Genomic DNA, 23,741 nt, shown 5'->3' with positions numbered 1-23,741 from the left:
GGCCGGTATTCCGGCCCTTTTTCTTTGTGACTCGACTCGCCAGATGAGGTAGTATCTGCGGCAATATTGCCTGAAACCAGCAGGTTTCTGAGTTGAGGAATCCCATTAAATGAGCGATATGGCAGAGCGCCTCGCGCTACATGAATTTACGGAAAACGCCTACCTGAACTACTCCATGTACGTCATCATGGACAGGGCGTTGCCGTTTATTGGAGATGGCCTGAAACCCGTTCAGCGCCGCATCGTTTATGCGATGTCTGAGCTGGGCCTGAACGCCAGCGCCAAGTTTAAAAAATCCGCCCGTACCGTGGGTGACGTTCTGGGTAAATACCATCCGCACGGCGACAGCGCCTGTTATGAAGCGATGGTGCTGATGGCCCAGCCGTTCTCCTACCGTTACCCGCTGGTCGACGGCCAGGGGAACTGGGGCGCGCCGGACGATCCTAAGTCGTTCGCGGCGATGCGTTACACCGAATCCCGTCTCTCTAAATATGCCGAACTGCTGCTCAGCGAGCTGGGCCAGGGTACCGCGGAGTGGGTACCCAACTTCGACGGTACGATGCAGGAGCCGAAAATGCTGCCTGCGCGTCTGCCGAACATTCTGCTGAACGGCACCACCGGCATTGCCGTCGGGATGGCGACGGATATCCCGCCGCACAACCTGCGTGAAGTGGCGAAAGCAGCGATCGCCCTGATTGAACAGCCGAAGACCTCGCTGGACGAGCTGCTGGATATCGTGCAAGGGCCGGACTACCCGACCGAAGCGGAGATCATCACCTCCCGCGCGGAAATCCGCAAAATCTACCAGAACGGTCGCGGCTCCGTGCGCATGCGTGCGGTATGGACCAAAGAGGACGGCGCCGTGGTCATCACCGCGCTGCCGCACCAAGTTTCCGGCGCGAAAGTGCTGGAGCAGATCGCTGCCCAGATGCGCAATAAAAAGCTGCCGATGGTTGATGACCTGCGCGACGAATCCGACCACGAGAACCCGACCCGTCTGGTGATCGTGCCGCGCTCTAACCGCGTGGACATGGAGCCGGTGATGAACCACCTGTTCGCCACCACCGATCTGGAAAAAAGCTACCGTATCAACCTGAACATGATCGGGCTGGACGGCCGTCCGGCGGTGAAAAACCTGCTGGAGATCCTCACCGAGTGGCTGACGTTCCGCCGCGATACGGTGCGCCGTCGTCTGAATCACCGTCTGGAGAAAGTGCTTAAGCGCCTGCATATCCTTGAAGGTTTGCTGGTGGCGTTCCTCAACATCGACGAAGTGATTGAGATCATTCGCACCGAGGACGAGCCGAAGCCGGCCCTGATGTCGCGCTTTGGCATCAGCGAAACCCAGGCCGAAGCGATCCTCGAGCTGAAACTGCGCCATCTCGCCAAACTGGAAGAGATGAAGATCCGCGGTGAGCAGAACGAGCTGGAAAAAGAGCGCGATCAGCTCCAGGCGATCCTCGCCTCCGAGCGCAAGATGAACACCCTGCTGAAGAAAGAGCTGCAGGCCGATGCCGACGCCTTCGGCGACGATCGCCGTTCACCGCTGCACGAGCGCGAAGAAGCCAAAGCGATGAGCGAGCATGACATGCAGCCGTCCGAGCCGGTGACCATTGTGCTGTCACAGAGCGGCTGGGTGCGCAGCGCCAAAGGTCACGACATCGACGCGCCGGGCTTAAGTTACAAAGCCGGCGACAGCTTCAAAGCCGCGGTGAAGGGCAAGAGCAACCAGCCGGTGGCCTTTATCGATACCACCGGGCGCAGCTATGCCATCGATCCTATTACCCTGCCGTCTGCGCGCGGGCAGGGCGAGCCGCTCACCGGCAAGCTGACGCTGCCGCCGGGGGCGACCGTCGAACATATGCTGATGGAAGGCGATGAGCAGAAGCTGCTGCTGGCCTCCGATGCGGGTTACGGCTTCATCTGTACCTTTAACGATCTGATCTCGCGTAACCGTGCGGGCAAGGCGTTGATCAGCCTGCCGGACAATGCCCGGGTCATGCCGCCGCTGGTGATTGAAAACGAGAGCGACATGCTGCTGGCGATCACCGCTGCCGGCCGCATGCTGATGTTCCCGCTCAGCGATCTGCCGCAGCTGTCGAAAGGCAAAGGCAATAAGATCATCAACATCTCCGCGGCGGATGCGGCAGCGGGGGAGGACAGCCTGGCGCACCTCTTTATTCTGCCACCGCAGAGCACGTTGACCATCCATGTGGGTAAACGCAAAATCAAACTGCGTCCGGAAGAGCTGCAGAAAGTGGTGGGCGAACGTGGACGCAGGGGATCGCTGATGCGTGGCCTGCAGCGTATTGACCGCGTGGAGATCGACTCTCCGACCCGTGGTAACGCGGACGACACCGCAGAGTAACAGCGTCTCTCCCCCTCCGTTCAGGAGGGGGCTTGCGAAAAATATCCGTTATAAAAACAAAAGAGTTACCCGCTTCCAGTTGCAGTATAATTGTCAGCTGTCAGGGGTTTTTGAGGTCGCTATGCTATTAATTGTTCGTGCCATTATTGCCGTTATTTACTGCATTCTGGTCTGTATCTTCGGCTCTGTTTACTGCCTGTTCAGCCCGCGTAATCCAAAGCACGTTGCCACCTTTGGCCACATGTTTGCCCGTCTGGGGCCGCTGTTTGGCCTGAAAGTCGAGACCCGTCTGCCGGAAGGGGCAGAGAGCTATGGCAACGCTATCTATATCGGTAACCATCAGAATAACTACGACATGGTCACCGCGGCGAAAATCGTGCAGCCGCCAACCGTTACCGTGGGCAAAAAAAGCCTGCTGTGGATCCCGTTCTTTGGCCAGCTCTACTGGCTGACCGGCAACCTGCTGATTGACCGTAACAATCGCGCCAAAGCGCATGGCACCATTGCCGAAGTGGTGAACCACTTCAAAAAGCGCAAAATCTCCATCTGGATGTTCCCGGAAGGGACCCGCAGCCGGGGTCGCGGCCTGCTGCCGTTCAAAACTGGCGCGTTTCATGCCGCAATTGCGGCAGGCGTTCCGATTATTCCAGTGTGTGTTTCCAATACATCGAATAAGATAAACCTCAACCGTCTGCGTAACGGTCTGGTGATTGTCGAGATGCTGCCGCCGGTGGATGTCAGTAAATATGGCAAAGATCAGGTGCGCGAGCTGGCGGCACATTGCCGCGAATTAATGCTGAATAAAATCGCTGAGCTCGATAAAGAAGTCGCCGAGCGCGAAGCCGCTGGCAAGGTTTAAGCCGGCTTAAAGGGAAAACGAATTCCCGTGTTGTTAGCACGTTTATACATGGAGCCAATATGTCACTCAGTCGCCGTCAGTTTATTCAGGCATCAGGGATCGCCCTTTGTGCAGGCGCGGTTCCGCTGAGGGCAAACGCCGCCGGGCAGCAGCCGCAGCTGCCCATCCCGCCGTTACTCGAATCCCGCCGCGGACAGCCTTTGTTCCTGACGCTGCAGCGCGCCCACTGGTCATTCACTCAGGGTACGCGGGCCTCGGTCTGGGGCATCAACGGGCGCTACCTGGGCCCGACGGTGCGCGTCTGGAGCGGCGATGACGTCAAACTGATCTACAGCAACCGCCTGGCGGATAACGTCGCCATGACCATCAGCGGTATGCAGGTGCCGGGTCCGCTGCTGGGCGGCGCCCCACGCATGATGTCCGCAAGCGCCGACTGGGCGCCGGTTCTGCCGGTCCGCCAGCGCGCCTCTACCCTCTGGTATCACGCCAATACCCCGAACCGCACCGCGCAGCAGGTCTACAACGGCCTGGCCGGGATGTGGCTGATAGAGGATGAAGTCAGTAAATCTCTGCCGATCCCGAACCATTACGGGGTAGATGACTTCCCGCTCATTATTCAGGATAAGCGTCTGGATAACTTCGGCACGCCGGAGTACAGCGAGCCGGGCAGCGGCGGTTTTGTTGGCGATACGCTGCTGGTCAACGGCGCGCAAAGCCCCTATGTCGAGGTATCCCGCGGCTGGGTGCGCCTGCGTCTGCTCAATGCCTCCAACTCCCGTCGCTATCAGCTGCAGATGAGCGATGGCCGCCCGCTGCACGTGATCGCCGGGGATCAGGGCTTTTTACCGGCACCGGTGTCGGTTAAGCAGCTGGCGCTGGCCCCGGGCGAGCGGCGCGAAATCCTCGTGGATATGACCAACGGGGAAGAGGTGTCGGTTACCTGTGGTGAGGCGGCAGGCATCGTTGACCGCCTGCGCGGCTTCTTTGAGCCGTCGAGCATTCTGGTCTCCACCCTGGTGTTAACCCTGCGTCCAACCGGCCTGCTGCCACTGGTCACCGATACCCTGCCGATGCGCCTGCTGCCGGAAGAGATCCTCGGCGGCACGCCGGTGCGCAGCCGGGATATCAGCCTCGGCGACGATCCGGGCATTAACGGCCAGCTGTGGGACGTTAATCGCATCGATATCACCGCCCAGCAGGGCTCCTGGGAGCGCTGGACGGTGCGCGCCGACATGCCGCAGTCGTTCCACATCGAAGGGGTGAGTTTCCTGATCCGCAACGTCAACGGCGCCATGCCGTTCCCGGAAGATCGCGGCTGGAAAGATACCGTCTGGGTCGACGGGCAGGTGGAGCTGCTGGTCTATTACGGGCAGCCTTCGTGGCCGCACTTCCCGTTCCTGTTCCACAGCCAGACGCTGGAGATGGCGGATCGAGGCTCGGTGGGACAGCTGCTGGTGAACCCGGCCCCGTAATTCTTTCCGCCCGGCATCCCTGCCGGGCGTACTGTTTCTATGCTCGCCAGAAGAAGCGCGAGCAGAGGATCAGAATCGGATAGATCTCCAGACGCCCCAGAATCATCGCCATACACATCAGGTATTTTGCCCCTTCCGTCAGCGTGCCGAACGTCGACGCGGTTTCACCGAACCCCAGCCCCATGTTGTTGATGCAGGCAGCGACCGTGGCGAAGGAGGTGAACAGATCGTACCCCATCAGATTCAGCGCCCAGATAAAAAAGGCGGTGAACAGCACGTAGAGAAAGAAGAAGCTCCAGACCGACCGTAGCACGCGCTCGTTCACCACGCTTTTGCCGATGCGCACCGGCAGAAGGGCGCGCGGATGGCCGAGCTGATGCAGCTCCTGACGGCACTGTTTGAACATGATCAGAAAGCGCAGCGCCTTGATGCCGCCGCAGGTTGAGCCGACACAGCCGCCGAAGAAGCTGGCCAGCAGCAGCAGGAAAATGGTGTGCGCGGGCCACTGGGCATAGTCGCCGGTAGACAGGCCGTTATCGGTCATCATCGAGCTGGCGAGGAAAAAGGCATGCACCAGACTGTCAGGAATGTTGTACATGCCTGCGTGCCACACCTGCCAGGCGGTGATCAGAGTGATGATGGCGGCGGCGGCCAGAAAGAACTTCAGCTCCAGGTTGCGGCGAAAAGGTTTCAGCGTGCGGCGGGCAATGGCCACATACCAGAGGGTAAAGTTGAAGGCGGAGAGCAGGGAGAACAGCCCGGCGACCAGCTCTACCGCATGGCTGTCGTAAAAGCCGATACTTTCGCTACGGGTGGAAAAACCGCCGAGGGAGACGGTAGAAAGTCCATGACACAGCGCGTCGAAAAACGACATTCCGGCCAGCCAGTAGGCCAGGGTGCAGGTCAGCCCCAGCAGCAGATAGGTGAGCCACAGGGTGCGCGAGGTATCCGCCAGCCTGGGCGTGAGCCGCTCCTCTTTAAACGGCCCCGGCATTTCAGACTGATAAAGCTTCATGCCGCCGATGCCGAGGAACGGCAGTACCGCCACCGCCAGCACGATGACTCCGAGGCCGCCGATAAAGTTAAGCTGGGCGCGATAGTAGAGGTACGATTTGGGCAGAGCGCTGACGTCGCCAATCACCGTCGCCCCGGTGGTGGTGATCCCCGATACCCCTTCAAACAGCGCATCCGCCAGCGACAGTTCCTGAACGTCATCCATCCACAGCGGCATGGCGCTAATTATTGAGAAGAGAAACCAGAACAGGACGATAATGACAAACCCGTCGCGGGTGCGCAGCTGGATCCCGGCATGGCGGGTCATCAGCCAGGTGCCGCCACCGAGGGTGAAAAAGGTCACAAAGGTGCTCAAAAAGGCCAGATAGCTGCGCTCTTTATTTGCCAGCGCGATGGCCATCGGCGGCAGCATCGAGAAGCTGTAAAGCAATACTAAAAATCCGCACAGATGCAGTACGACCTGTAGCTGAGAAACCTGAGAAGAGCGGTTGCGTCGCAAAGTGAAACTCCCCGTTATAGCCTTTTTTTGCTGTGCATAAACTGGCAAAGACCTGAGTATTGTCAGGGTAATTCGCCAGCAGGCGGCATTATGGCAGGTTGTTTACAGGGTTTGTAAAAGTTTCGTTAACCTGGCGCCAGTTTGGCGCATTTCCCCCCTTCATTTATGGCAGAAGAACAGCGTATAATCGCCGCCCTTTGATTATTTTTTCTTCGGAAGCATTATGAGCGCCATTTCCCTGATCCAGCCGGATCGTGACCTCTTCTCCTGGCCCCAGTACTGGGCGGCCTGCTTTGGACCGGCACCTTTCCTGCCGATGTCTCGTGAAGAGATGGACCAACTTGGCTGGGACAGCTGCGACATTATCCTGGTGACGGGCGATGCCTATGTCGATCACCCGAGCTTTGGCATGGCGATCTGCGGTCGTATGCTTGAAGCCCAGGGCTTCCGCGTCGGGATCATTGCCCAGCCGGACTGGAACAGCAAAGACGACTTTATGCGTCTGGGTAAACCGAACCTGTTCTTCGGCGTCACCGCCGGCAACATGGACTCGATGATCAACCGCTACACCGCCGACCGCAAACTGCGTCACGACGACGCCTACACCGCGGATAACGTGGCGGGCAAGCGCCCGGATCGCGCCACCCTCGTCTACACCCAACGATGCAAAGAAGCATGGAAAGACGTGCCGGTCATCCTCGGGGGTATCGAAGCGAGCCTGCGCCGTACCGCGCATTATGACTACTGGTCTGATACCGTGCGCCGTTCGGTGCTGGTGGACTCCAAAGCCGACATGCTGATCTTCGGCAACGGCGAACGTCCGCTGGTGGAAGTGGCGCACCGTCTGGCCCAGGGCGAGCCGGTGGGCGACATCCGCGACGTGCGCAATACCGCCATCATGGTGAAAGAGGCGCTGCCGGGCTGGAAAGGGGTGGATTCCCGTATCATCGACATGCCGGGTAAAATCGACCCGATCCCGCATCCGTACGGCGAAGATCTGCCGTGTGCGGATAACAAACCCGTAGCGCCGAAGAAGGCCGAAGCGAAAGCCATCGTCGTGCAGCCACCGCGTCCGAAGCCGTGGGAAAAGACCTACGTGCTGCTGCCCTCCTTTGAGAAGGTGAAAGGCGACAAGGTCCTTTATGCGCACGCGTCGCGTATTCTGCACCACGAAACCAACCCGGGCTGTGCGCGTGCCCTGATGCAAAAGCACGGCGAGCGCTACATCTGGGTTAACCCCCCGGCGATCCCGCTCTCTACCGAAGAGATGGACAGCGTGTTTGCCCTGCCGTACAAGCGCGTGCCGCACCCGTCATACGGCAACGCGCGCATCCCGGCGTATGAGATGATTCGCTTCTCGATCAACATCATGCGCGGCTGCTTCGGCGGCTGCTCTTTCTGTTCGATCACCGAGCACGAAGGGCGCATTATTCAGAGCCGCTCTGAAGACTCCATCGTCAACGAGATCGAAGCCATTCGCGACACGGTCCCGGGCTTTACCGGCGTGATCTCCGATCTGGGTGGCCCGACGGCCAACATGTACATGCTGCGTTGTAAGTCGCCGCGTGCGGAGCAGACCTGCCGTCGTTTGTCGTGCGTCTATCCGAGCATTTGCGAACATATGGACACCAACCACGAGCCGACGATCAACCTTTATCGTCGCGCCCGCGACCTGAAGGGCATCAAGAAGATCCTCATCGCTTCCGGCGTGCGTTACGACATCGCCGTGGAAGATCCGCGCTACATCAAAGAGCTGGCGACCCACCACGTGGGCGGCTACCTGAAGATTGCCCCGGAGCATACTGAAGAGGGGCCGCTGTCGAAGATGATGAAGCCGGGGATGGGCAGCTACGACCGCTTCAAAGAGCTGTTCGACACCTACTCGAAACAGGCCGGGAAAGAGCAGTATCTGATCCCGTACTTCATCTCCGCGCACCCGGGGACGCGTGACGAAGACATGGTCAACCTCGCCCTGTGGCTTAAGCAGCGCCGCTTCCGTCTGGATCAGGTGCAGAACTTCTATCCGTCGCCGCTGGCGAACTCGACCACCATGTATTACACCGGCAAGAATCCGCTGAGTAAGATTGGTTATAAGAGTGAGGATGTGGTGGTGCCGAAGGGTGACAAGCAGCGTCGTCTGCACAAAGCCCTGCTGCGTTATCACGATCCGAAAAACTGGCCGCTGATCCGCCAGGCGCTGGAAGAGATGGGTAAAAAGCACCTGATCGGTTCCCGCCGCGACTGCCTGGTGCCTGCGCCAACGGTTGAAGAGATGCGCGAAGCGCGTCGCCAGAACCGCAACACGCGTCCGGCCCTGACCAAGCACACGCCGATTGTGCACCAGCGTTCGAACGGTGGGGCAACGGCGAAGAAGAGTGTAAAACGCAAGGCCGGTTAAGCCTGAAAAAATGCCCGGTGGCGCTAGCGCTTACCGGGCCTACATAATTGAATACCCTCTCCCCTATGGGGAGAGGGCAGGGTGAGGGGATTACCCGCCAAACTGGTCCGGATCCGGGCCTAAACGCTTGCCTTTATCCAGCTTCGCAATTTCACCCAGTTCGTCTTTATCCAGACGGAAATCCCAGACGTTGAAGTTTTCCGCGATGCGCGACGGCGTAACGGATTTCGGGATCACCACCAGTCCGCAGTCCAGATGCCAGCGAATGACAATCTGTGCCGGGGTTTTGCCGTACTTGTCGGCCAGGTCGCGGATGATCTTCTGATCGAACACCCCTTCGCCGCCCTGCGCCAGCGGGCTCCAGGATTCGGTCTGGATCTTATGGGTCGCATTCCAGGAGTGGAGCTGACGCTGCTGCATCAGCGGGTGCAGTTCAATCTGGTTGATTACCGGGGCGACGCCCGTCTCATCAATCAGTCGTTGCAGATGGTGGACCTGGAAATTACAGACCCCGACGCTCTTCACCAGCCCGGCTTTTTGCAGGTCGAGCATCCCTTGCCAGGCCTCGACATAGTGATCGATAGCCGGAACCGGCCAGTGCATCAGGTAGAGATCGACAAAGTCGAGCTGCAGCTTGTCCAGACTCTCCTGCAGGGCTTCTGCCGGACGCTTCTGGTCGTCGTTCCACAGCTTGGTGGTAATGAATAACTCATCGCGGGGCAGGCCAGCGCTGGCAAGAGCCTTGCCGACGCCGTCTTCATTTTTGTAGGCGGCGGCGGTATCAATGGAGCGATAGCCGACTTCCAGTGCTTTGTGAATGGCGGAGACGACCTCGTCGTTACCGGCTTTCCATACGCCGAGCCCCAACTGGGGCATTACGTTGCCGTCCTGAAGCTTGATTACGGTTTGGTTTGCCATTTTTCCTCCTTCATTGGACATCCACCAGGGGTAATCCCCCGGTGGCGTATGTGCATTAAGCCTGGCCTAAATGCCGAAAAACGAAAGGCAATCGCGTAAAATCGCTTAGCGCGCGGCCTCGTAAATACGGCGGCTGACGTCGAGGGTAATGTCGTGATGTTCGCCGATTTGCGTCATGCCGTGCTCTTCGAGTTTTGCCAGCAGGGCAGGGATGGAGCTCCCGTCCAGACCGTAGCCGGAGAGGCGCGTTGGCACGCCCAGCTGCTCGAAGAAGTTGCGGGTAGCGGCAATGGCGGCATCGATGCGCTCATCTTCAGAACCGGCGGTAATCCCCCAGACGCGCTCAGCGTACTGCAGCAGTTTGCCGCGTTTGGTGTCGCGTTTTTCATTCCACAGCGCAGGCAGTACCACCGCCAGGGTCTGGGCATGATCGAGGCCGTGCATCGCCGTCAGCTCGTGGCCCAGCATATGGGTTGCCCAGTCCTGCGGCACGCCGGCACCAATCAGGCCGTTCAGCGCCTGAGTCGCGGCCCACATTACGTTGGCACGCACCTCGTAGTTTTCTGGCTCCTGCAGCGCCAGCGGGCCGTCTTCGATCAGGGTCAGCAGAATGCCCTCGGCGAAACGATCCTGAATTTTGGCGTTCACCGGATAAGTGACGTACTGCTCAACGGTATGAACAAAGGCATCCACCACGCCGTTCGCCACCTGGCGCGGCGGCAGGGTGTAGGTGTAAACCGGATCCAGCACCGCAAATACCGGCTGCACGTGCTCGTTCATAAAGGCCTGCTTGTCGCCGGTGGTTTTACGGGAGATCACCGCGCCTTTGTTAGACTCGGAGCCGGTGGCCGGGAGGGTCAGCACGGAGCCCATCGGGATGGCGCTTTTAATGTCGCTGCCGCCGGTTTGCAGGATGTGCCACGGGTCGATGTTTTCATCGTAGTGGGCCGCTGCGGCAATAAACTTGGTGCCGTCCAGTACGGAACCACCGCCTACCGCCAGCAGGAAGGTGATCTGCTCTTCACGGGCGATTTTCACCGCGTTCATCAGCGTTTCGTAAGACGGGTTTGGCTCGATGCCGCCAAACTCACGCACGTCCAGACCTTCCAGCGCGGAGTAGACCTGATCCAGCACGCCATTTTTCTTCACGCTGCCGCCGCCGTAGGTGATCAGCACGCGGGCATCGGCCGGGATCTGCTCGCGCAGGTCGGCGATAGCGCCTTTACCAAACAGGATGCGGGTCGGGGTATGCAGATTGAAATTGTTCATTGTTCGTTCCCTTTGGTGGGTGAAAAAACGGGGCGGCCACGGGGCTGCCTGATGGTGCTCATTGTGGCGAGCGCACAGGTTTCTCTCAATGCACATTCCTGCCGTTGTCTTGCCCATTTCTACACAGTACTGGAGAAAATAAGTAAAAATGCGCACACTGCAGGTGTCGGAAAACAACCCCTGAGTGAGAGAAGATGAAACGTGACGCGATCTGCCAGCAGCTAACGGAACAAATTAACAGGCTGAAAGATAATGAAAATAATCTTGATGCCCTGCTGCCCGATGTTCGCCTGCTGTACGGCACCCAGCCTTACGCCCGCACCCCGGTGATGTACCAGCCGGGTATCATTTTTCTCTTTTCCGGCCACAAAATTGGCTATATCAACGAACGCGTCTTCCGTTACGACACCAACGAATATCTGCTCCTGACAGTACCTTTACCCTTCGAATGTGAAACCTTCGCGACAGAGACGGTTCCGCTGGCAGGGATCCGCTTAAATATTGACATTCTGCAGCTCCAGGAACTGCTGATGGACATTGGCGAGGATGAACTGTTTCGCCCGTCGATGGCGGCGAGCGGCATCAACTCCGCCACCCTGACCGATGAGATCCTCTGCGCCATTGAACGGCTGCTGGATGTGATGGAGCGCCCGCTGGATGCGCGCATTTTGGGCAAGCAGATTGTGCGCGAGATCCTCTACCACGTCCTGCTGGGGCCGGGTGGCGGGGCGCTGCTGGCGCTGGTCAGCCGTCAGACCCACTTCAGCCTCATTGGCCGGGTGCTAAAGCGCATCGAGAGCCAGTACACCGAAAACCTGAGCGTGGATCAGCTGGCGGCCGAGGCCAACATGAGCGTGTCGGCGTTCCACCATAACTTCAAATCGGTGACCAGCACCTCGCCGCTGCAGTATCTCAAGAGCTACCGCCTGCACAAGGCGCGCATGTTAATGATCCACGACGGCATGAAGGCCAGCGCCGCCGCGCTGCGGGTGGGGTATGAGAGCGCCTCGCAGTTCAGCCGTGAGTTCAAGCGCTACTTTGGCGTAACGCCAGGGGAAGATGCGGCGCGGATCAGAACAATGCAGGGGTAGGGTGGGGGTCAAATTCCCTCTCCCCTGGGGGGAGAGGGTCAGGGTGAGGGGATTTTTTCAGGCGCTGCAGTACTTCTTGCGGATCACCACCACAATCGTCCCCACCAGGCCCGCGACCAGCAGGAAAATCGGCAGGATCATCAGGAAGGTCATGACCTGATCTTCATGATGTTTCACAAAGGGGATCATATTTAACGCGTAGCCGAGCGTGGTCACTACGCCGACCCACAGCAGCGCGCTCAACCAGTTAAAGAACTGGAAGCGGCGGTTAGAGAGCCCGGAAATGCCCGCCATGGTAGGCAGCAAGGTGCGGACAAACGCCAGGAAACGCCCGGCCAGCAGTGCCAGCAGGCCGTGGCGATCGAACATGCAGGTCGCCCGCTGGTGGTATTTATGCGGCAGCTGCGCCAGCCAGCTTTTCACCACCCGCGTATTGCCGAGCCAGCGGCCCTGCAAATAGCTGAGCCAGCAGCCCAGGCTGGCGGCCGAGGTGAGGATCACCATGGTGGGAGTGAAGTCCATGACCCCTTTACCGATCAACGCACCTGCCAGCAGCAGCAGGCTGTCGCCCGGTAAAAAGGAGGCGGGCAGTAACCCATTTTCCAGAAACAGCGTGGCGAACATGACGAAATAGACAATCCCAACCACGTGCGGGTCCGCCAGTGCTGCAAAATCGTGTTGCCAGAGTGCAGCGATAATATCTTGAATAACAGCCATGGGCTTTCCTGTGGAACAGCATTTATAAGGCTATTGTACTCCCTATTTCGCCTGCGGGCTTTGATCGCAGGCGCAACAAATCAGACTTTTCTGCAGGGATTGTGGAGAAAAGTGTCCGCGGAGTGTTTTTATCGCCCTGCGCTATTCGATTCGCGCAAACCCGGCTTCCAGATCGGCGATTAAATCGTCGACGTTTTCCAGGCCGATATGCAGGCGGATCAGGGTGCCGGTAAAGTCCACTTCACCACCCGGACGCAGGGCCGCAATCTGCTCTGGCTGGTTCGGCAGGATCAGCGATTCAAAGCCGCCCCACGAATAGGCCATGCTGAACAGCGAGAAGTTGTCCAGATACGCGGAGAGTTCGTCGTTGCTCAGGCGCTTATTGAGCACAAACGAGAACAGACCGCTGCTGCCCGTAAAGTCACGTTGCCAGAATTCATGCCCGATGCTGCCCGGCAGCGCCGGATGGTTAACGCGCGCCACCTGCGGATGCTGCGCCAGCCAGCGGGCAACCTGCAGGCTGCTTTCATGATGCTGACGCAGGCGCACGCTAAGGGTGCGCAGGCCGCGGCTGGTCATGTAGGCGGTATCGGCATCCACCATCTGGCCCATCAGATAGGCATTCTCACGCAATTGCTCCCAGCAGCGGGCGTTAGAGACCGCAGTGCCGATCATGCCGTCAGAGTGGCCAATCAGGTATTTGGTCGCCGCCTGGATAGAAATATCGATACCAAAATCGAGCGCCTTAAACAGCACGCCCGCCGCCCAGGTGTTATCGATCATGATGATGGCGTCCGGCGCTTTGCTGCGCACCGCCTCTACGATGGCAGGCACGTCATGCACTTCCATAGTGATGGAGCCCGGCGATTCCAGGAATACAATTCGGGTATTAGGCTGGATCAGTTCGGCGATCCCGGCGCCAATCTGCGGGTCGAACCAGCCGGTGGTGACGCCCAGCTTGCTGAGGATTTTGGTACAGAAGTCCTGGCTTGGCTCATAGGCGGTGTTGGTCATCAGGATATGGTCGCCCTGCTCGACGAACGCCAGAATGGTATTCGCCACCGCTGCCGCGCCGCAGGGGAACAGCGCGCAGCCCGCGCCGCCTTCCAGCTCGCACATCGCTTCCTGTAACGAGAAGTGGGTCAGCGTGCCGCGACGTCCGTAGAACAGCTCGCCGTTGGCCCGGTTGCGGGTGGCGTGTTTTTTCGCTTCGACGGTATCAAACACCAGCGACGAGGCGCGCTGGATGACGCTGTTCACCGAGCCAAGGGTATATTTCTTACTGCGTCCCGCCTGGACGAGGGTAGTATCAAGATGCTTCTCTTTCATATCTGCGCAACCTGTTTTTATACGTCTGGACGTCCACACTATCACGAAAGTAAAAATGGTCACGTCAACGCTCACTGGTTCAGCGGAAAATTTTTTAAAATTTGTTTCCGGGAAATTTTTCCTGCGTAAGCGCAAGGAAAATGAAACGAATTTACGGCACTATGTAAATACTAATGAGAACTACTATCAATTCGACGCTGTTTTGATATTATTATGCTCAGATTTTGTGATTTGTGTCCTGGAGATACCGAGTGGGTAATAATTTGATGCAGACGGATCTCTCCGTCTTGGGCATGTATCATCATGCCGACATCGTGGTGAAGATTGTCATGATCGGCCTGATTCTGGCGTCTGTCGTCACCTGGGCTATTTTCTTTAGTAAGAGCGCTGAGCTTATTTCGCATAAGCGTCGTCTTAAGCGCGAGCAGCAGCAGCTGGCCGAAGCCCGCACCCTGAATCAGGCGAGCGACATGGCTTCTTCCTTCCAGGCGAAGAGCCTGACCACCCAGTTAATCAACGAAGCACAGAACGAGCTGGAACTTTCCGCAGGCAGTGAAGACAACGAAGGTATTAAAGAGCGTACCGGCTTCCGCCTGGAGCGTCGCGTTGCGGCTATTGGCCGTCATATGGGACGCGGCAACGGCTACCTGGCGACCATCGGTGCTATTTCACCGTTCGTCGGTCTGTTCGGTACCGTCTGGGGCATCATGAACAGCTTCATCGGCATTGCCCAGACGCAAACCACCAACCTCGCGGTTGTGGCACCCGGCATCGCCGAAGCGCTGCTGGCGACGGCCATTGGTCTGGTTGCGGCCATCCCGGCGGTGGTTATCTATAACATCTTCGCCCGTATGATCGGCAGCTACAAAGCGACCCTCGGCGACGTTGCCGCTCAGGTTCTGCTGCTGCAAAGCCGCGATCTGGATCTCAGCGCCAGCGCTGCGAAGCCGGTCCGTTCTGCTCAGAAATTTCACGTAGGTTGATTCGCCATGGCAATGCGTCTTAATGAAAATCTGGACGATAACGGCGAAATGCACGAAATCAACGTGACGCCGTTTATCGACGTCATGCTGGTTCTGCTGATTATCTTCATGGTTGCGGCGCCGCTGGCGACCGTGGACGTGAAGGTGAATCTGCCTGCGTCATCCAGTCAGCCGCAGCCGCGCCCGGAAAAACCGATTTATCTGTCCGTTAAAGCCGATAAATCCATGTTCCTGGGTAACGATCCGGTGACTGATGAGTCGGTGATCCCGGCGCTGAACGCTCTGACCGAAGGCAAGAAAGACACGACGGTCTTCTTCCGTGCCGACAAGACGGTCGACTACGAAACCATGATGAAGGTAATGGACACGCTGCACCAGGCGGGTTACCTGAAGATAGGTTTAGTCGGCGAAGAGAAAACAGTCGCTAAATAAACAATTACGGCAACCCTTGGGTTGCCGTAATTGTTTTTGCCGGGTGGCGCTACGCTTACCCGGCCTACATGCGAAACGTAGGCCGGGTAAGGCGAAGCCGCCACCCGGCAACGAACAACTACCCCAGATGTTCCCCACCGCACACGCCGTGCACTTCTGCCGTCACGTAGCTTGATTCCTGACTCGCCAGATAGACGTACACCGGCGCCAGCTCCGCAGGCTGCCCTGCGCGCTTCATCGGGGTCTGCTGACCAAACTGCGGGATCTTCTCCTGGGTCTGGCCGCCGGAGATTTGCAGCGCCGTCCAGATAGGCCCCGGGGCCACCACGTTGACGCGCACGCCGGTCTCCGCCACCTGTTTTGCCAGCCCGCGGCTGAAGTTGAGGATCGCCGCTTTGGTTGAGGCGTAGTCCAGCAGGTGCGGGCTCGGCTGATAGGCCTGAATCGACGAGGTGGTGATGATGCTCGACCCGGCAGGCAGCAGCGGCAGCGCCTCCTGGGTTATCCAGAACAGTGCCAGCACGTTCACGGCATAGGTCTGCTTAAACTGCTCGGTGGTCAGATCGGCAATCTTCTCCACCGCCACCTGCTTACCGGCCACCAGCGCCAGCACGTCCAGTCCGCCTAGTTCCTGATGGGCTTTATGCACCAGCGAGCGGGCAAATTTTTCATCACTCAGATCGCCGGGAATGAGCACCGCCTTGCGTCCGGCCTCTTCAATAAGCTGCTTAACCTGTTGAGCGTCCTCTTCCTCGGCGGGCAGGTAGTTGATGGCAACGTCTGCGCCTTCACGCGCGTAAGCGATGGCGGCAGCGCGCCCAATCCCGGAGTCGCCCCCTGTCACCAGTGCCTTACGATCCTGTAGTCTGCCGCTGCCTTTATAGGTTTTTTCGCCGCAATCCGGCACCGGGTCCATTTTGCTCTGTACGCCGGGCGCAGGCTGTTTCTGCTGCGGATACTCACCGGTGTAGTACTGGGTGGTCGGATCCTGAATTTTGCTCTGAGAATTTGCCATTGAGGTTCTCCTTGAGGGGTTAATCAGACCTTAAGTTTAGGAGAATCAACTGGGCTGTGAGGATCATTCAGGATAATCCTTAAATGAATCGGGCGGAGCGGAAACAGGCGGTGCGGCAGGTTTGTCGAGGATTACGGCTTTTGCGGGGGAACGTCAGCTTTGGCGGCCAGCACGTCTTCATTCAACGCCACGGTCGTCACGCTGGAGGTGCGATAGCCTTCATCGGCCAGCTTGCGTGTGACGCGCAGGGTCGCGGTTTCGCGTGCCAGCAAATATTGATAATTGGTTTCCAGCCGCGCCAGTATTTTCTCTTTTAAGTCGGGACGCTGTTCCATGATGACGTTTATTGCCGCGCCGTAGATCTCTTCTTTTACCTGCAACGGGTAAATTTCCCGGCGATTCTGCCATTTCAGGCGTACCAGACCGGCCGGAATGGAGAGCAAATCTTTTGCAATGCGTTGTATTTCCGCGTTTTTAATCTCTTTTAGCGCGGTAAGGTTTTGCTCTAAGATAAATTCATCGCTTTTTTTGTCATCTAAAGCTAAATAAACGTTGTTGTTATCAACATCCTTCACGTTATTCATCCTCTAGCTTATAAAATACGGGCGTATTTTTCTCGCAGGTAATTAGGTTCAACCAGATTTCATTACCGGCCTCGTTAATCTCATCGGTTTTTTCCGCCAATATTTGACTTAGTGCCTGCGCGTCTATTTCCCCCTCCGCCTGCAAATCATTCAACAGGCGGGCAAACACCTCGATTTTAATGACGCGAAATAACCGGTCTTTAATATGCCGATCGTGCTCTTCGAGCAACATATTGCGGGAGTTACCGGTACGGGTAACACCAATTAATATATCCGGCGCGTAATCAGCGAGTGTTCTTTTCCCCTTAGTGAAATTGGCATTGCTTTCTGCTTCTGGCGGTTTCGGTTCCACGGAAGAAATGTGAAACTTGGCCGGGACCAGATTGTCGGGCAACATTTTATATTTCCTTTAATTTCAACGGGGTAGGGTTGTCTGGAGTGTGAGATTCGTTGACAATAACATGAGGCAAATTTAAAATCAAAAAAAATGGAGCCTGCCTATATGAACAGCATTTTTTATACTGTCATTACTTTGTTATTGCTTACTGCCGTGGTTCTTTTATTGATGCGCGAGTTCAATAAAAGCAGCGATGCAGAGAGCGCGCATGTCCCGGCCCCGCCGGAGCGGTTGTCAAAAGAAGAGGGCGAAGACCATTTTTCAGTGTTAATGAATGCGATTACGCCAGTATGGTACTGGCGCGTTAATCATGAATATATTGATTTCCTCCATGCCACAATTAAACGAATGAATATGGTGGAAATAAATAGCATTCCTGACCTGTTTGAAGCTCAGCGTCGTTGCAGCGATCTTAACTCTGCGGTGTATAAATATTACGACAATATCAAGAAGCGCTGCCTGAACGGTGAAAAAGTGTCGCACTCGGATCTGGAGGTAATGAACCTGCGCCAGTGTTTTCGCGAATTCAGCCTTGAGGCCTATCCGTCGCTGGTGGTGCTGGTGTGGCCGGAATATCAGCGCCCGGTAATAAAGCCCGATCAGGTATAGGGTCTTTGTTTAGTTGTTGCAAACAGTTTGGACCCTTGCGATATACTGCGCGCTGGTTTCGTTTGCAGACAGGACTTTATGGAACGCTTTTTTGAAAACGCAATGTATGCCTCCCGCTGGCTGTTAGCCCCGGTCTATTTTGGCCTCTCGCTGGCGCTGGTGGCCCTCTGTATTAAATTCTTCCAGGAAATTTTTCATGTCCTGCCGCATATTTTCAGCATCGCAGAATCCGATCTGATCCTGCTGTTGCTGTCGCTGGTGGATATGACCCTGGTGGGTGGCCTGCTGGTGATGGTGATGTTCTCGGGTTATGAGAATTTCGTCTCGCAGCTGGATATCTCCTCGGATAAAGAGAAGCTGAGCTGGCTGGGTAAAATGGATGCCTCGTCGCTGAAAAACAAAGTGGCGGCATCGATTGTGGCAATCTCTTCCATTCACCTGCTGCGGGTGTTTATGGATGCCAAAAATATCCCGGACAACAAGCTGATGTGGTATGTGATTATTCATCTGACCTTTGTGCTGTCGGCGTTTGTGATGGGGTATCTGGATAAGCTGAGCCGCAAATAAGTTAAAAACGCCTGATGGCGCTGCGCTTATCAGGCCTACGGGCCTCTCTCCCCATCGGGGAGAGAGGAAAAAATTATTTATCCGACGACGCCTGCCACAAATTCAGCTGCCCGTCGGCCACGTGCTGGTCAATCCGCTGCAGCTCTTCGTCGCTAAAGTGCAGATTATTCAGCGCCTGCACGTTCTCCTCCAGCTGCTCCGTCCGGCTGGCACCAATCAGCACCGACGTCACGCGTTCATCCTTCAGCAGCCAGCTCAGCGCCATCTGCGCCATCGTCTGCCCGCGCGCCTGGGCCATCTCGTTCAGCAAACGCAGGCTGTTCAGGTTGGCTTCGGTGAGCATGTTTTCCGTCAGGCCGCGCACCTTTTTGCCCTCGCGCTGCATGCGGGAGCCGTCAGGAATGCCGTTCAGATATTTTCCGGTCAGCAGCCCCTGGGCCAGCGGCGTAAAGGCGATGCAGCCCGTACCGTTGGCGGCCAGGGTGTCCAGCAATCCGCTCTTGTCCACCCAGCGGTTAAGCAGGTTGTAGGAAGGCTGATGGATAAGCAGCGGGATCTTCCACTCGCGCAGCAGCTCCGCCATTTTCTGCGTCCGCTCCGGCGAATAGGATGAAATACCGACGTAGAGCGCTTTGCCGCTCTGCACCGCCTGCGCCAGCGCAGAGGCGGTCTCCTCCATTGGGGTGTTTTCATCTACCCGGTGTGAATAGAAGATATCCACGTACTCCAGCCCCATCCGCTTCAGGCTCTGATCGAGGCTGGCGAGCAGGTACTTGCGTGAACCGCCCGCACCGTAAGGGCCAGGCCACATGTCGTAGCCCGCTTTGGTGGAGATAATCAGCTCGTCGCGATAGGCCGCGAAATCGTCGCGCAGCAGGCGGCCAAAATTTTCCTCCGCGCTGCCCGGCGGTGGGCCATAGTTATTGGCGAGATCAAAATGGGTGATGCCGCAATCGAAGGCTTTTCGCAGCAGGGCGCGCTGTGAGTCGAGGGCGTGGACGTGGCCGAAGCTGTGCCACAGGCCGAGTGACAGGGCGGGTAAGCGCAGGCCGCTTTTACCGCAGTAGCGGTACTGCATATTCTCGTAGCGGTCAGGGGAGGCGTTCCAGGGCATGATGTCTCCTTTCTTAGTGATTGATTTTCGAAACAGCGTTTCTATTCTATCCTTAGTTCGTTCACAATTCATGGAGATATGCGATGACGCGTATGACCGCCAAAGACTTTCCTCAGGAATTGCTCGACTACTACGATTATTACGCTCACGGCAAAATCAACAAACGTGAGTTCCTCAATCTGGCGGCCCGCTATGCGGTTGGCGGCGTCACGGCGCTGGCGCTGTTTAATATGCTCAAGCCCAATTACGCCCTCGCAGAGCAGGTAAAATTCACCGATCCCGATATTCTGCCGGAGTACATCACTTATCCCTCACCGGACGGGCATGGCCAGGTGCGCGGCTATCTGGTGAAACCGGCTAAAGCCACGGGCAAAGTCCCGGCGGTGGTGGTGGTCCATGAAAACCGCGGCCTTAATCCGTACATCGAGGACGTGGCCCGCCGGGTGGCAAAAGCGGGCTACATCGCCCTGGCGCCGGATGGCTTAAGCTCGGTGGGCGGTTATCCCGGTAACGACGAAGAGGGGAAGATCCTGCAGCAGAAGGTCGATCCGACGAAGCTGATGAACGACTTCTTTGCCGCGGTCGGGTTTATGCAAAAACACCCGGACGCCACCGGCAAGGTGGGGATCACCGGCTTCTGCTATGGCGGCGGGGTCTCTAATGCCGCAGCGGTGGCCTGGCCGGAACTGGCCTGCGCCGTGCCGTTCTATGGCCGACAGGCACCTGCGGCGGATGTCGCCAAAATTAAGGCGCCGTTGCTGCTGCACTACGCCGAGCTCGACAAAAATGTGAATGAAGGCTGGCCGGCTTATGAGGCCGCGCTTAAAGAGAACGGTAAAGTGTATGAGGCGTACATCTATCCCGGGGTGAATCACGGGTTCCACAATGACTCCACTCCGCGCTACGACGAGCCTGCCGCAGAGTTAGCCTGGAAACGGACGTTGGGATGGTTTGAAAAGTATTTGAGTTAACCCGCGTGAAAATACCCGGCAGCCTCAGGCTACCGGGTATGCGTGGTCATCAGAAGCTGTAGCTCATACCTGCCTGAACGCTGGCGTCGTTATCAACATCGCCCGTGCCATAGTAAATGCCGGTATTCAACGAGAAGTTGTGTGCGATAGTGGCATTCACGCCCGCCCCAAACATTCCCATACTGTTGTTATGGCCTTGGGTGTTGTGATAATCCGCGGCCTGGATATCGGTATCATCGCTGAACTCTTTCTGCACTCGGGCATCCACCCAAGGCATGATCTGCACGTTTTTGTTCAGATCGGTCAGGGTGGTGGTCAGACGCAGACCCGCGCCGCCGTTCCAGGAAGAGACCTGGCTGTCGGCAAAGGTCACTTCTCTGTCGGAGAAGCCGTTAGCTTTGGTCTGATCCCAGCCGAGGATGGCATACGGTTGCAGCACGGTTTCGCCTGGCAACAGCACGTTCACCCCGGTACGAGCCTGAGCCATATACAGGCTACCATCGGTGGAGCCGTGCAGCGCTTCGGTCATTCCGCTGGTGTCGCCGGTGACGTTCTGCGCAGAGAGGGAATAGCGCATATCGCCATAGCTGAAGCTGGCATCGGCGAACAGTCCCCACTGACGACCATTCAAGGCCTGCTGCCAGCCGCCGTACAGGCTGTAGTAGTTACCATAGACGGTGTCCTTGAAGCTGTCCGGGCCGTTGGCAGTATCTTCAACGCGGCTGCGGGTCCAGGCCAGCGCCACGCCTCCGGTGACGCTGTCCCCGTTAGCGAGGTATGCCGTCCAGTCAACGCCGCCCTGCGCGCCCTGGGTGATGCTCTTGTAATCCACATCGTTGCTGAAGTTACCGTTCTGATAGAGGAAATCTCCCCACAGCTGGGCCCCTTCCTGCTGTTCACCCGTCAGGCCAGCAAAGTGCAGGCGATCCAGATGGCTGGCGATGTCATCGGTGACCTGATGGCCCGCCTGTTCGGCCGCATCCAGCCCGGCGACTAACCCCTGGACATCGCTGGCCAGGGCGCCGCGTGAGCTACTAAAGACAATATTCCAGTTCTGGCTACTGTCAGCGGTGAGCAGGCCCTGCGGCGCAGAATCAGCGGCCACAATGCTCAGGTCATTGTTGTAGTTGTAAGCGGCGCTGCGGTTTTCAACCTGCTGTTGACCGTTGCTGAAGGTTGCATTGGCAGCCGTTTGCGGCGTGGTGGTTGCCGTCGTGGTGGTAAAGGTTCCCAGCACGATATTTTGCTGATTGATCGCCGAAGAGGTGATGTTATTTACCACTACAGCGTTACGGGAGCCGGTGATCTGGCCAAAGTTAACCCGGCTATCGGTGCTCATGTTCACTTCGGCATTGCTACCCGTCGTGTCGGCGGTCAGGGTGGAGCCGTTTTGCAGACTCCATGTGGTTGAATCGTTAATGTTGTCGAGAGTGATGCTGTTGTCGCTGGTGGTATTCACCGTTTCAAACTGATTAATTTGCCCGGAAATAGAGCTACCGGCATCCATCGACAGGGTATCGTCGCCATCCCCGCCGGTGACATTGCCGGTGACGTGTGAATCATTCACCAGGACCACGGTGTCATTTCCTGCGCCGGTCGTAATATTGCCGTCAACGTTAGCACCGTTTTGCAGGGTGATGGTGGTATCGCCGCTATTCTGGCTGGTGTTCAGGTCGCCATTAATGGTGCTGTTATCCACCAGAAGGGTATTGGTGGAGTTCCCGTCCAGCGTAACATTGCCGTTCACGACGCTGTTATTGGTGAACGACAGATTGGTCTGGCCTTTTTCGTTAATGATGCCGATGTCACCGGTCACGGTACTGTTATTCAGTGCCAGCGTATCCTGAGTAGTACCGTACATTGCCACTGCCAGGTCGCCAAAGGCATCAACGTTGATATTCTGGAAGGGCTGGTACTGGCTCAGTGTTTCTACGATGGTATCGAGCTTTTGCGCCACCTGACTGTTCGTTGCGTCCACGGTGGCGTTAGTCAGGGTAAGGGAAGTGTCTGATTTGTCACTGCCGACGTAGATGCCGCCATTATCCATGATGCTGTCGCTCATGGCGATGGTTTGGGAGCCCTGGCCAGCGCTGATAATACTGCCATGCAGTGCGCTGCCGTTGCTGATATCCACATTGTGGTAGCCCGCATCGAGCGGATCGAGATAAATGGCGGCGCCCATCATATAATCTTTGTCTCGCTCATACGTCCCGTCGCTGTTCTGGCCGTTCAGGGTGGAGTCGTTGACATTGATCGTGGTATTAGTGGTCTTTAATGCAGCACCTGCTTCGATCATATCCACTTTGGCATTATTGGTGACGTTAATATTCACGGTGCCGCCATTGCTTCCCTGAATATAATGGCCTGACATGTCAGTGCCTGTCACCGTTAAGGTCTGCGTATCTCCGGCTTCACGGTGGCCATCCATATAAATATTGGTTGCCGTTTCATTCGCCATAACGGCATCAGTGACGCCCGGGTCCTGATAGAAATTACCATCTTTATATTCTTTCAGGCCGCAGGTCTGGGTGGTGTCGCCATTCTGGCAAGGTGTAGCAGGGGTCTCGCCTGCCTGAGCAGCAAACGAGGCAAGTGACAGTAACACACACTGTGACAACAGAGTTCTTTTCATAGAAATACGCATTTGTTCATCTCTTATAAGCGGATCAAAGTGCACTCTTTTTAAACCACATATGCGTAATTAAGAACTTTCTGGGGTGAAAAGGATGTAATGAAATTTGAAATGATATCAAGTCATTAAGTAATCAGTTTTATAAAATTAAATGATTAATTATCTAAAATATATTCGGCTTGTGAATGTTGCAGTTTTATTAACGTACAAAAAATAAGTTTTTTTTGGCAGGAGGAAGGAAAATTGTGCGTCAAACAAGAATCGAGGACTAATCCTTCAGGGTTATGTGGGTAATGAACGGAGAGCCTGATTTACATTTGTAAGCTGTATGAAATCTAATATCACGTTATTTGAAGGGGTATTTGCCCGGGCGTGATTATCCTTTTCCGGCCCGGTAAACCGAAATGAAAAGTTTTATAAAATTAAACAAGAAAAGGTATTGCTTCGCATTTTGTTGCCGATAACGAGGATATTACTCGCCTCCGGGCGACATCTCCCTCAGG

20 protein-coding genes are annotated in these 23,741 nt (G+C 56.7%); 10 read left to right on the top strand and 10 right to left on the bottom strand.

Annotated features, from left to right (window positions below):
- Nucleotides 1-109 precede the first annotated feature (109 nt).
- The 3 genes from parC (at nt 110) to ftsP (ending at nt 4,699) form a co-directional block, all read left to right on the top strand.
- Nucleotides 110-2,368 (top strand): DNA topoisomerase IV subunit A, encoded by a 2,259-nt coding sequence (parC, locus tag FFB58_RS14015; protein WP_138370222.1) that lies wholly within the window; start codon nt 110-112, stop codon nt 2,366-2,368.
- 121 nt (nt 2,369-2,489) lie between these two features.
- The gene (gene plsC, locus FFB58_RS14010) at nt 2,490-3,227 is read left to right on the top strand and encodes a 1-acylglycerol-3-phosphate O-acyltransferase (protein WP_039031790.1); all 738 of its coding nucleotides are present in this window, start codon (nt 2,490-2,492) and stop codon (nt 3,225-3,227) included.
- A gap of 59 nt (nt 3,228-3,286) precedes the next feature.
- Nucleotides 3,287-4,699 (top strand): cell division protein FtsP, encoded by a 1,413-nt coding sequence (gene ftsP, locus FFB58_RS14005; protein ID WP_039031791.1) that lies wholly within the window; start codon nt 3,287-3,289, stop codon nt 4,697-4,699.
- Nucleotides 4,700-4,736: 37 nt separating this feature from the next.
- Here the strand turns inward: ftsP and FFB58_RS14000 are convergent, their stop codons facing one another.
- Complete coding sequence (locus FFB58_RS14000; protein WP_039031792.1) at nt 4,737-6,212, bottom strand: TrkH family potassium uptake protein; 1,476 nt, start codon at nt 6,210-6,212, stop codon at nt 4,737-4,739.
- Between the two features lie 223 nt (nt 6,213-6,435).
- On the opposite strand from FFB58_RS14000, the gene FFB58_RS13995 reads away from it, so the two are divergent.
- On the top strand, nt 6,436-8,610 hold the full coding sequence (locus FFB58_RS13995) for a YgiQ family radical SAM protein (RefSeq protein WP_039031793.1): 2,175 nt from the start codon (nt 6,436-6,438) through the stop codon (nt 8,608-8,610).
- A gap of 90 nt (nt 8,611-8,700) precedes the next feature.
- Here the strand turns inward: FFB58_RS13995 and dkgA are convergent, their stop codons facing one another.
- Both dkgA and yqhD read right to left on the bottom strand, forming a co-directional pair.
- Nucleotides 8,701-9,528: a 2,5-didehydrogluconate reductase DkgA gene (gene dkgA / locus FFB58_RS13990; protein WP_039031794.1), complete on the bottom strand. Its 828-nt coding sequence runs from the start codon at nt 9,526-9,528 to the stop codon at nt 8,701-8,703.
- Nucleotides 9,529-9,633: 105 nt separating this feature from the next.
- The gene (yqhD, locus tag FFB58_RS13985) at nt 9,634-10,797 is read right to left on the bottom strand and encodes an alcohol dehydrogenase (RefSeq protein ID WP_138370221.1); all 1,164 of its coding nucleotides are present in this window, start codon (nt 10,795-10,797) and stop codon (nt 9,634-9,636) included.
- Between the two features lie 194 nt (nt 10,798-10,991).
- Between yqhD and FFB58_RS13980 the strand changes: the two genes are divergently transcribed.
- Entirely contained in the window at nt 10,992-11,888 is an 897-nt protein-coding gene (locus FFB58_RS13980; RefSeq protein ID WP_039031796.1) for an AraC family transcriptional regulator, read from the top strand.
- A 57-nt stretch (nt 11,889-11,945) separates the two neighbouring features.
- Here FFB58_RS13980 and yghB read toward each other — a convergent pair whose 3' ends face one another.
- Entirely contained in the window at nt 11,946-12,605 is a 660-nt protein-coding gene (gene yghB, locus FFB58_RS13975) for a DedA family general envelope maintenance protein YghB (RefSeq protein WP_039031797.1), read from the bottom strand.
- 141 nt (nt 12,606-12,746) lie between these two features.
- Nucleotides 12,747-13,934, bottom strand: coding sequence for a cystathionine beta-lyase (gene metC / locus FFB58_RS13970; protein WP_039031798.1), 1,188 nt, complete (start codon nt 13,932-13,934; stop codon nt 12,747-12,749).
- A gap of 251 nt (nt 13,935-14,185) precedes the next feature.
- Here metC and exbB point away from each other — a divergent pair, with 251 nt between their 5' ends.
- Nucleotides 14,186-14,917, top strand: coding sequence for a tol-pal system-associated acyl-CoA thioesterase (gene exbB, locus FFB58_RS13965; protein WP_039031799.1), 732 nt, complete (start codon nt 14,186-14,188; stop codon nt 14,915-14,917).
- Between the two features lie 6 nt (nt 14,918-14,923).
- On the top strand, nt 14,924-15,349 hold the full coding sequence (gene exbD / locus FFB58_RS13960) for a TonB system transport protein ExbD (RefSeq protein WP_039031800.1): 426 nt from the start codon (nt 14,924-14,926) through the stop codon (nt 15,347-15,349).
- Between the two features lie 118 nt (nt 15,350-15,467).
- Here the strand turns inward: exbD and FFB58_RS13955 are convergent, their stop codons facing one another.
- The 3 genes from FFB58_RS13955 to FFB58_RS13945 form a co-directional block, all read right to left on the bottom strand.
- Nucleotides 15,468-16,364, bottom strand: coding sequence for an SDR family oxidoreductase (locus FFB58_RS13955; protein WP_039031801.1), 897 nt, complete (start codon nt 16,362-16,364; stop codon nt 15,468-15,470).
- Nucleotides 16,365-16,495: 131 nt separating this feature from the next.
- The gene (locus tag FFB58_RS13950) at nt 16,496-16,948 is read right to left on the bottom strand and encodes a cytoplasmic protein (RefSeq protein WP_138370220.1); all 453 of its coding nucleotides are present in this window, start codon (nt 16,946-16,948) and stop codon (nt 16,496-16,498) included.
- Nucleotides 16,941-17,345, bottom strand: coding sequence for a hypothetical protein (locus tag FFB58_RS13945; protein WP_039031803.1), 405 nt, complete (start codon nt 17,343-17,345; stop codon nt 16,941-16,943). Before FFB58_RS13945 ends, FFB58_RS13950 begins: the two co-directional genes overlap by 8 nt.
- Nucleotides 17,346-17,450: 105 nt before the next feature.
- Here FFB58_RS13945 and FFB58_RS13940 point away from each other — a divergent pair, with 105 nt between their 5' ends.
- Together FFB58_RS13940 and FFB58_RS13935 are read left to right on the top strand one after the other, a co-directional pair.
- Nucleotides 17,451-17,954, top strand: a complete 504-nt coding sequence (locus FFB58_RS13940) for an ESA_00282 family adhesion-associated protein (protein WP_039031804.1) — start codon at nt 17,451-17,453, stop codon at nt 17,952-17,954.
- 78 nt (nt 17,955-18,032) lie between these two features.
- Nucleotides 18,033-18,521, top strand: coding sequence for a TIGR00645 family protein (locus tag FFB58_RS13935; protein WP_039031805.1), 489 nt, complete (start codon nt 18,033-18,035; stop codon nt 18,519-18,521).
- 73 nt (nt 18,522-18,594) lie between these two features.
- On the opposite strand, the gene FFB58_RS13930 is transcribed toward FFB58_RS13935, so the two are convergent.
- The gene (locus FFB58_RS13930; RefSeq protein ID WP_039031806.1) at nt 18,595-19,635 is read right to left on the bottom strand and encodes an aldo/keto reductase; all 1,041 of its coding nucleotides are present in this window, start codon (nt 19,633-19,635) and stop codon (nt 18,595-18,597) included.
- Between the two features lie 83 nt (nt 19,636-19,718).
- On the opposite strand from FFB58_RS13930, the gene yghX reads away from it, so the two are divergent.
- Nucleotides 19,719-20,606: a YghX family hydrolase gene (gene yghX / locus FFB58_RS13925; RefSeq protein WP_138370219.1), complete on the top strand. Its 888-nt coding sequence runs from the start codon at nt 19,719-19,721 to the stop codon at nt 20,604-20,606.
- A 49-nt stretch (nt 20,607-20,655) separates the two neighbouring features.
- On the opposite strand, the gene FFB58_RS13920 is transcribed toward yghX, so the two are convergent.
- Entirely contained in the window at nt 20,656-23,238 is a 2,583-nt protein-coding gene (locus FFB58_RS13920) for an autotransporter outer membrane beta-barrel domain-containing protein (protein ID WP_255296511.1), read from the bottom strand.
- Nucleotides 23,239-23,741: the final 503 nt, after the last annotated feature.

Origin of the sequence: Enterobacter sp. MF024 (genome assembly GCF_005843915.1) — a bacterium.
Lineage (GTDB): Bacteria > Pseudomonadota > Gammaproteobacteria > Enterobacterales > Enterobacteriaceae > Enterobacter > Enterobacter barmai.
This window is presented reverse-complemented; position numbering and strand designations above follow the sequence as displayed.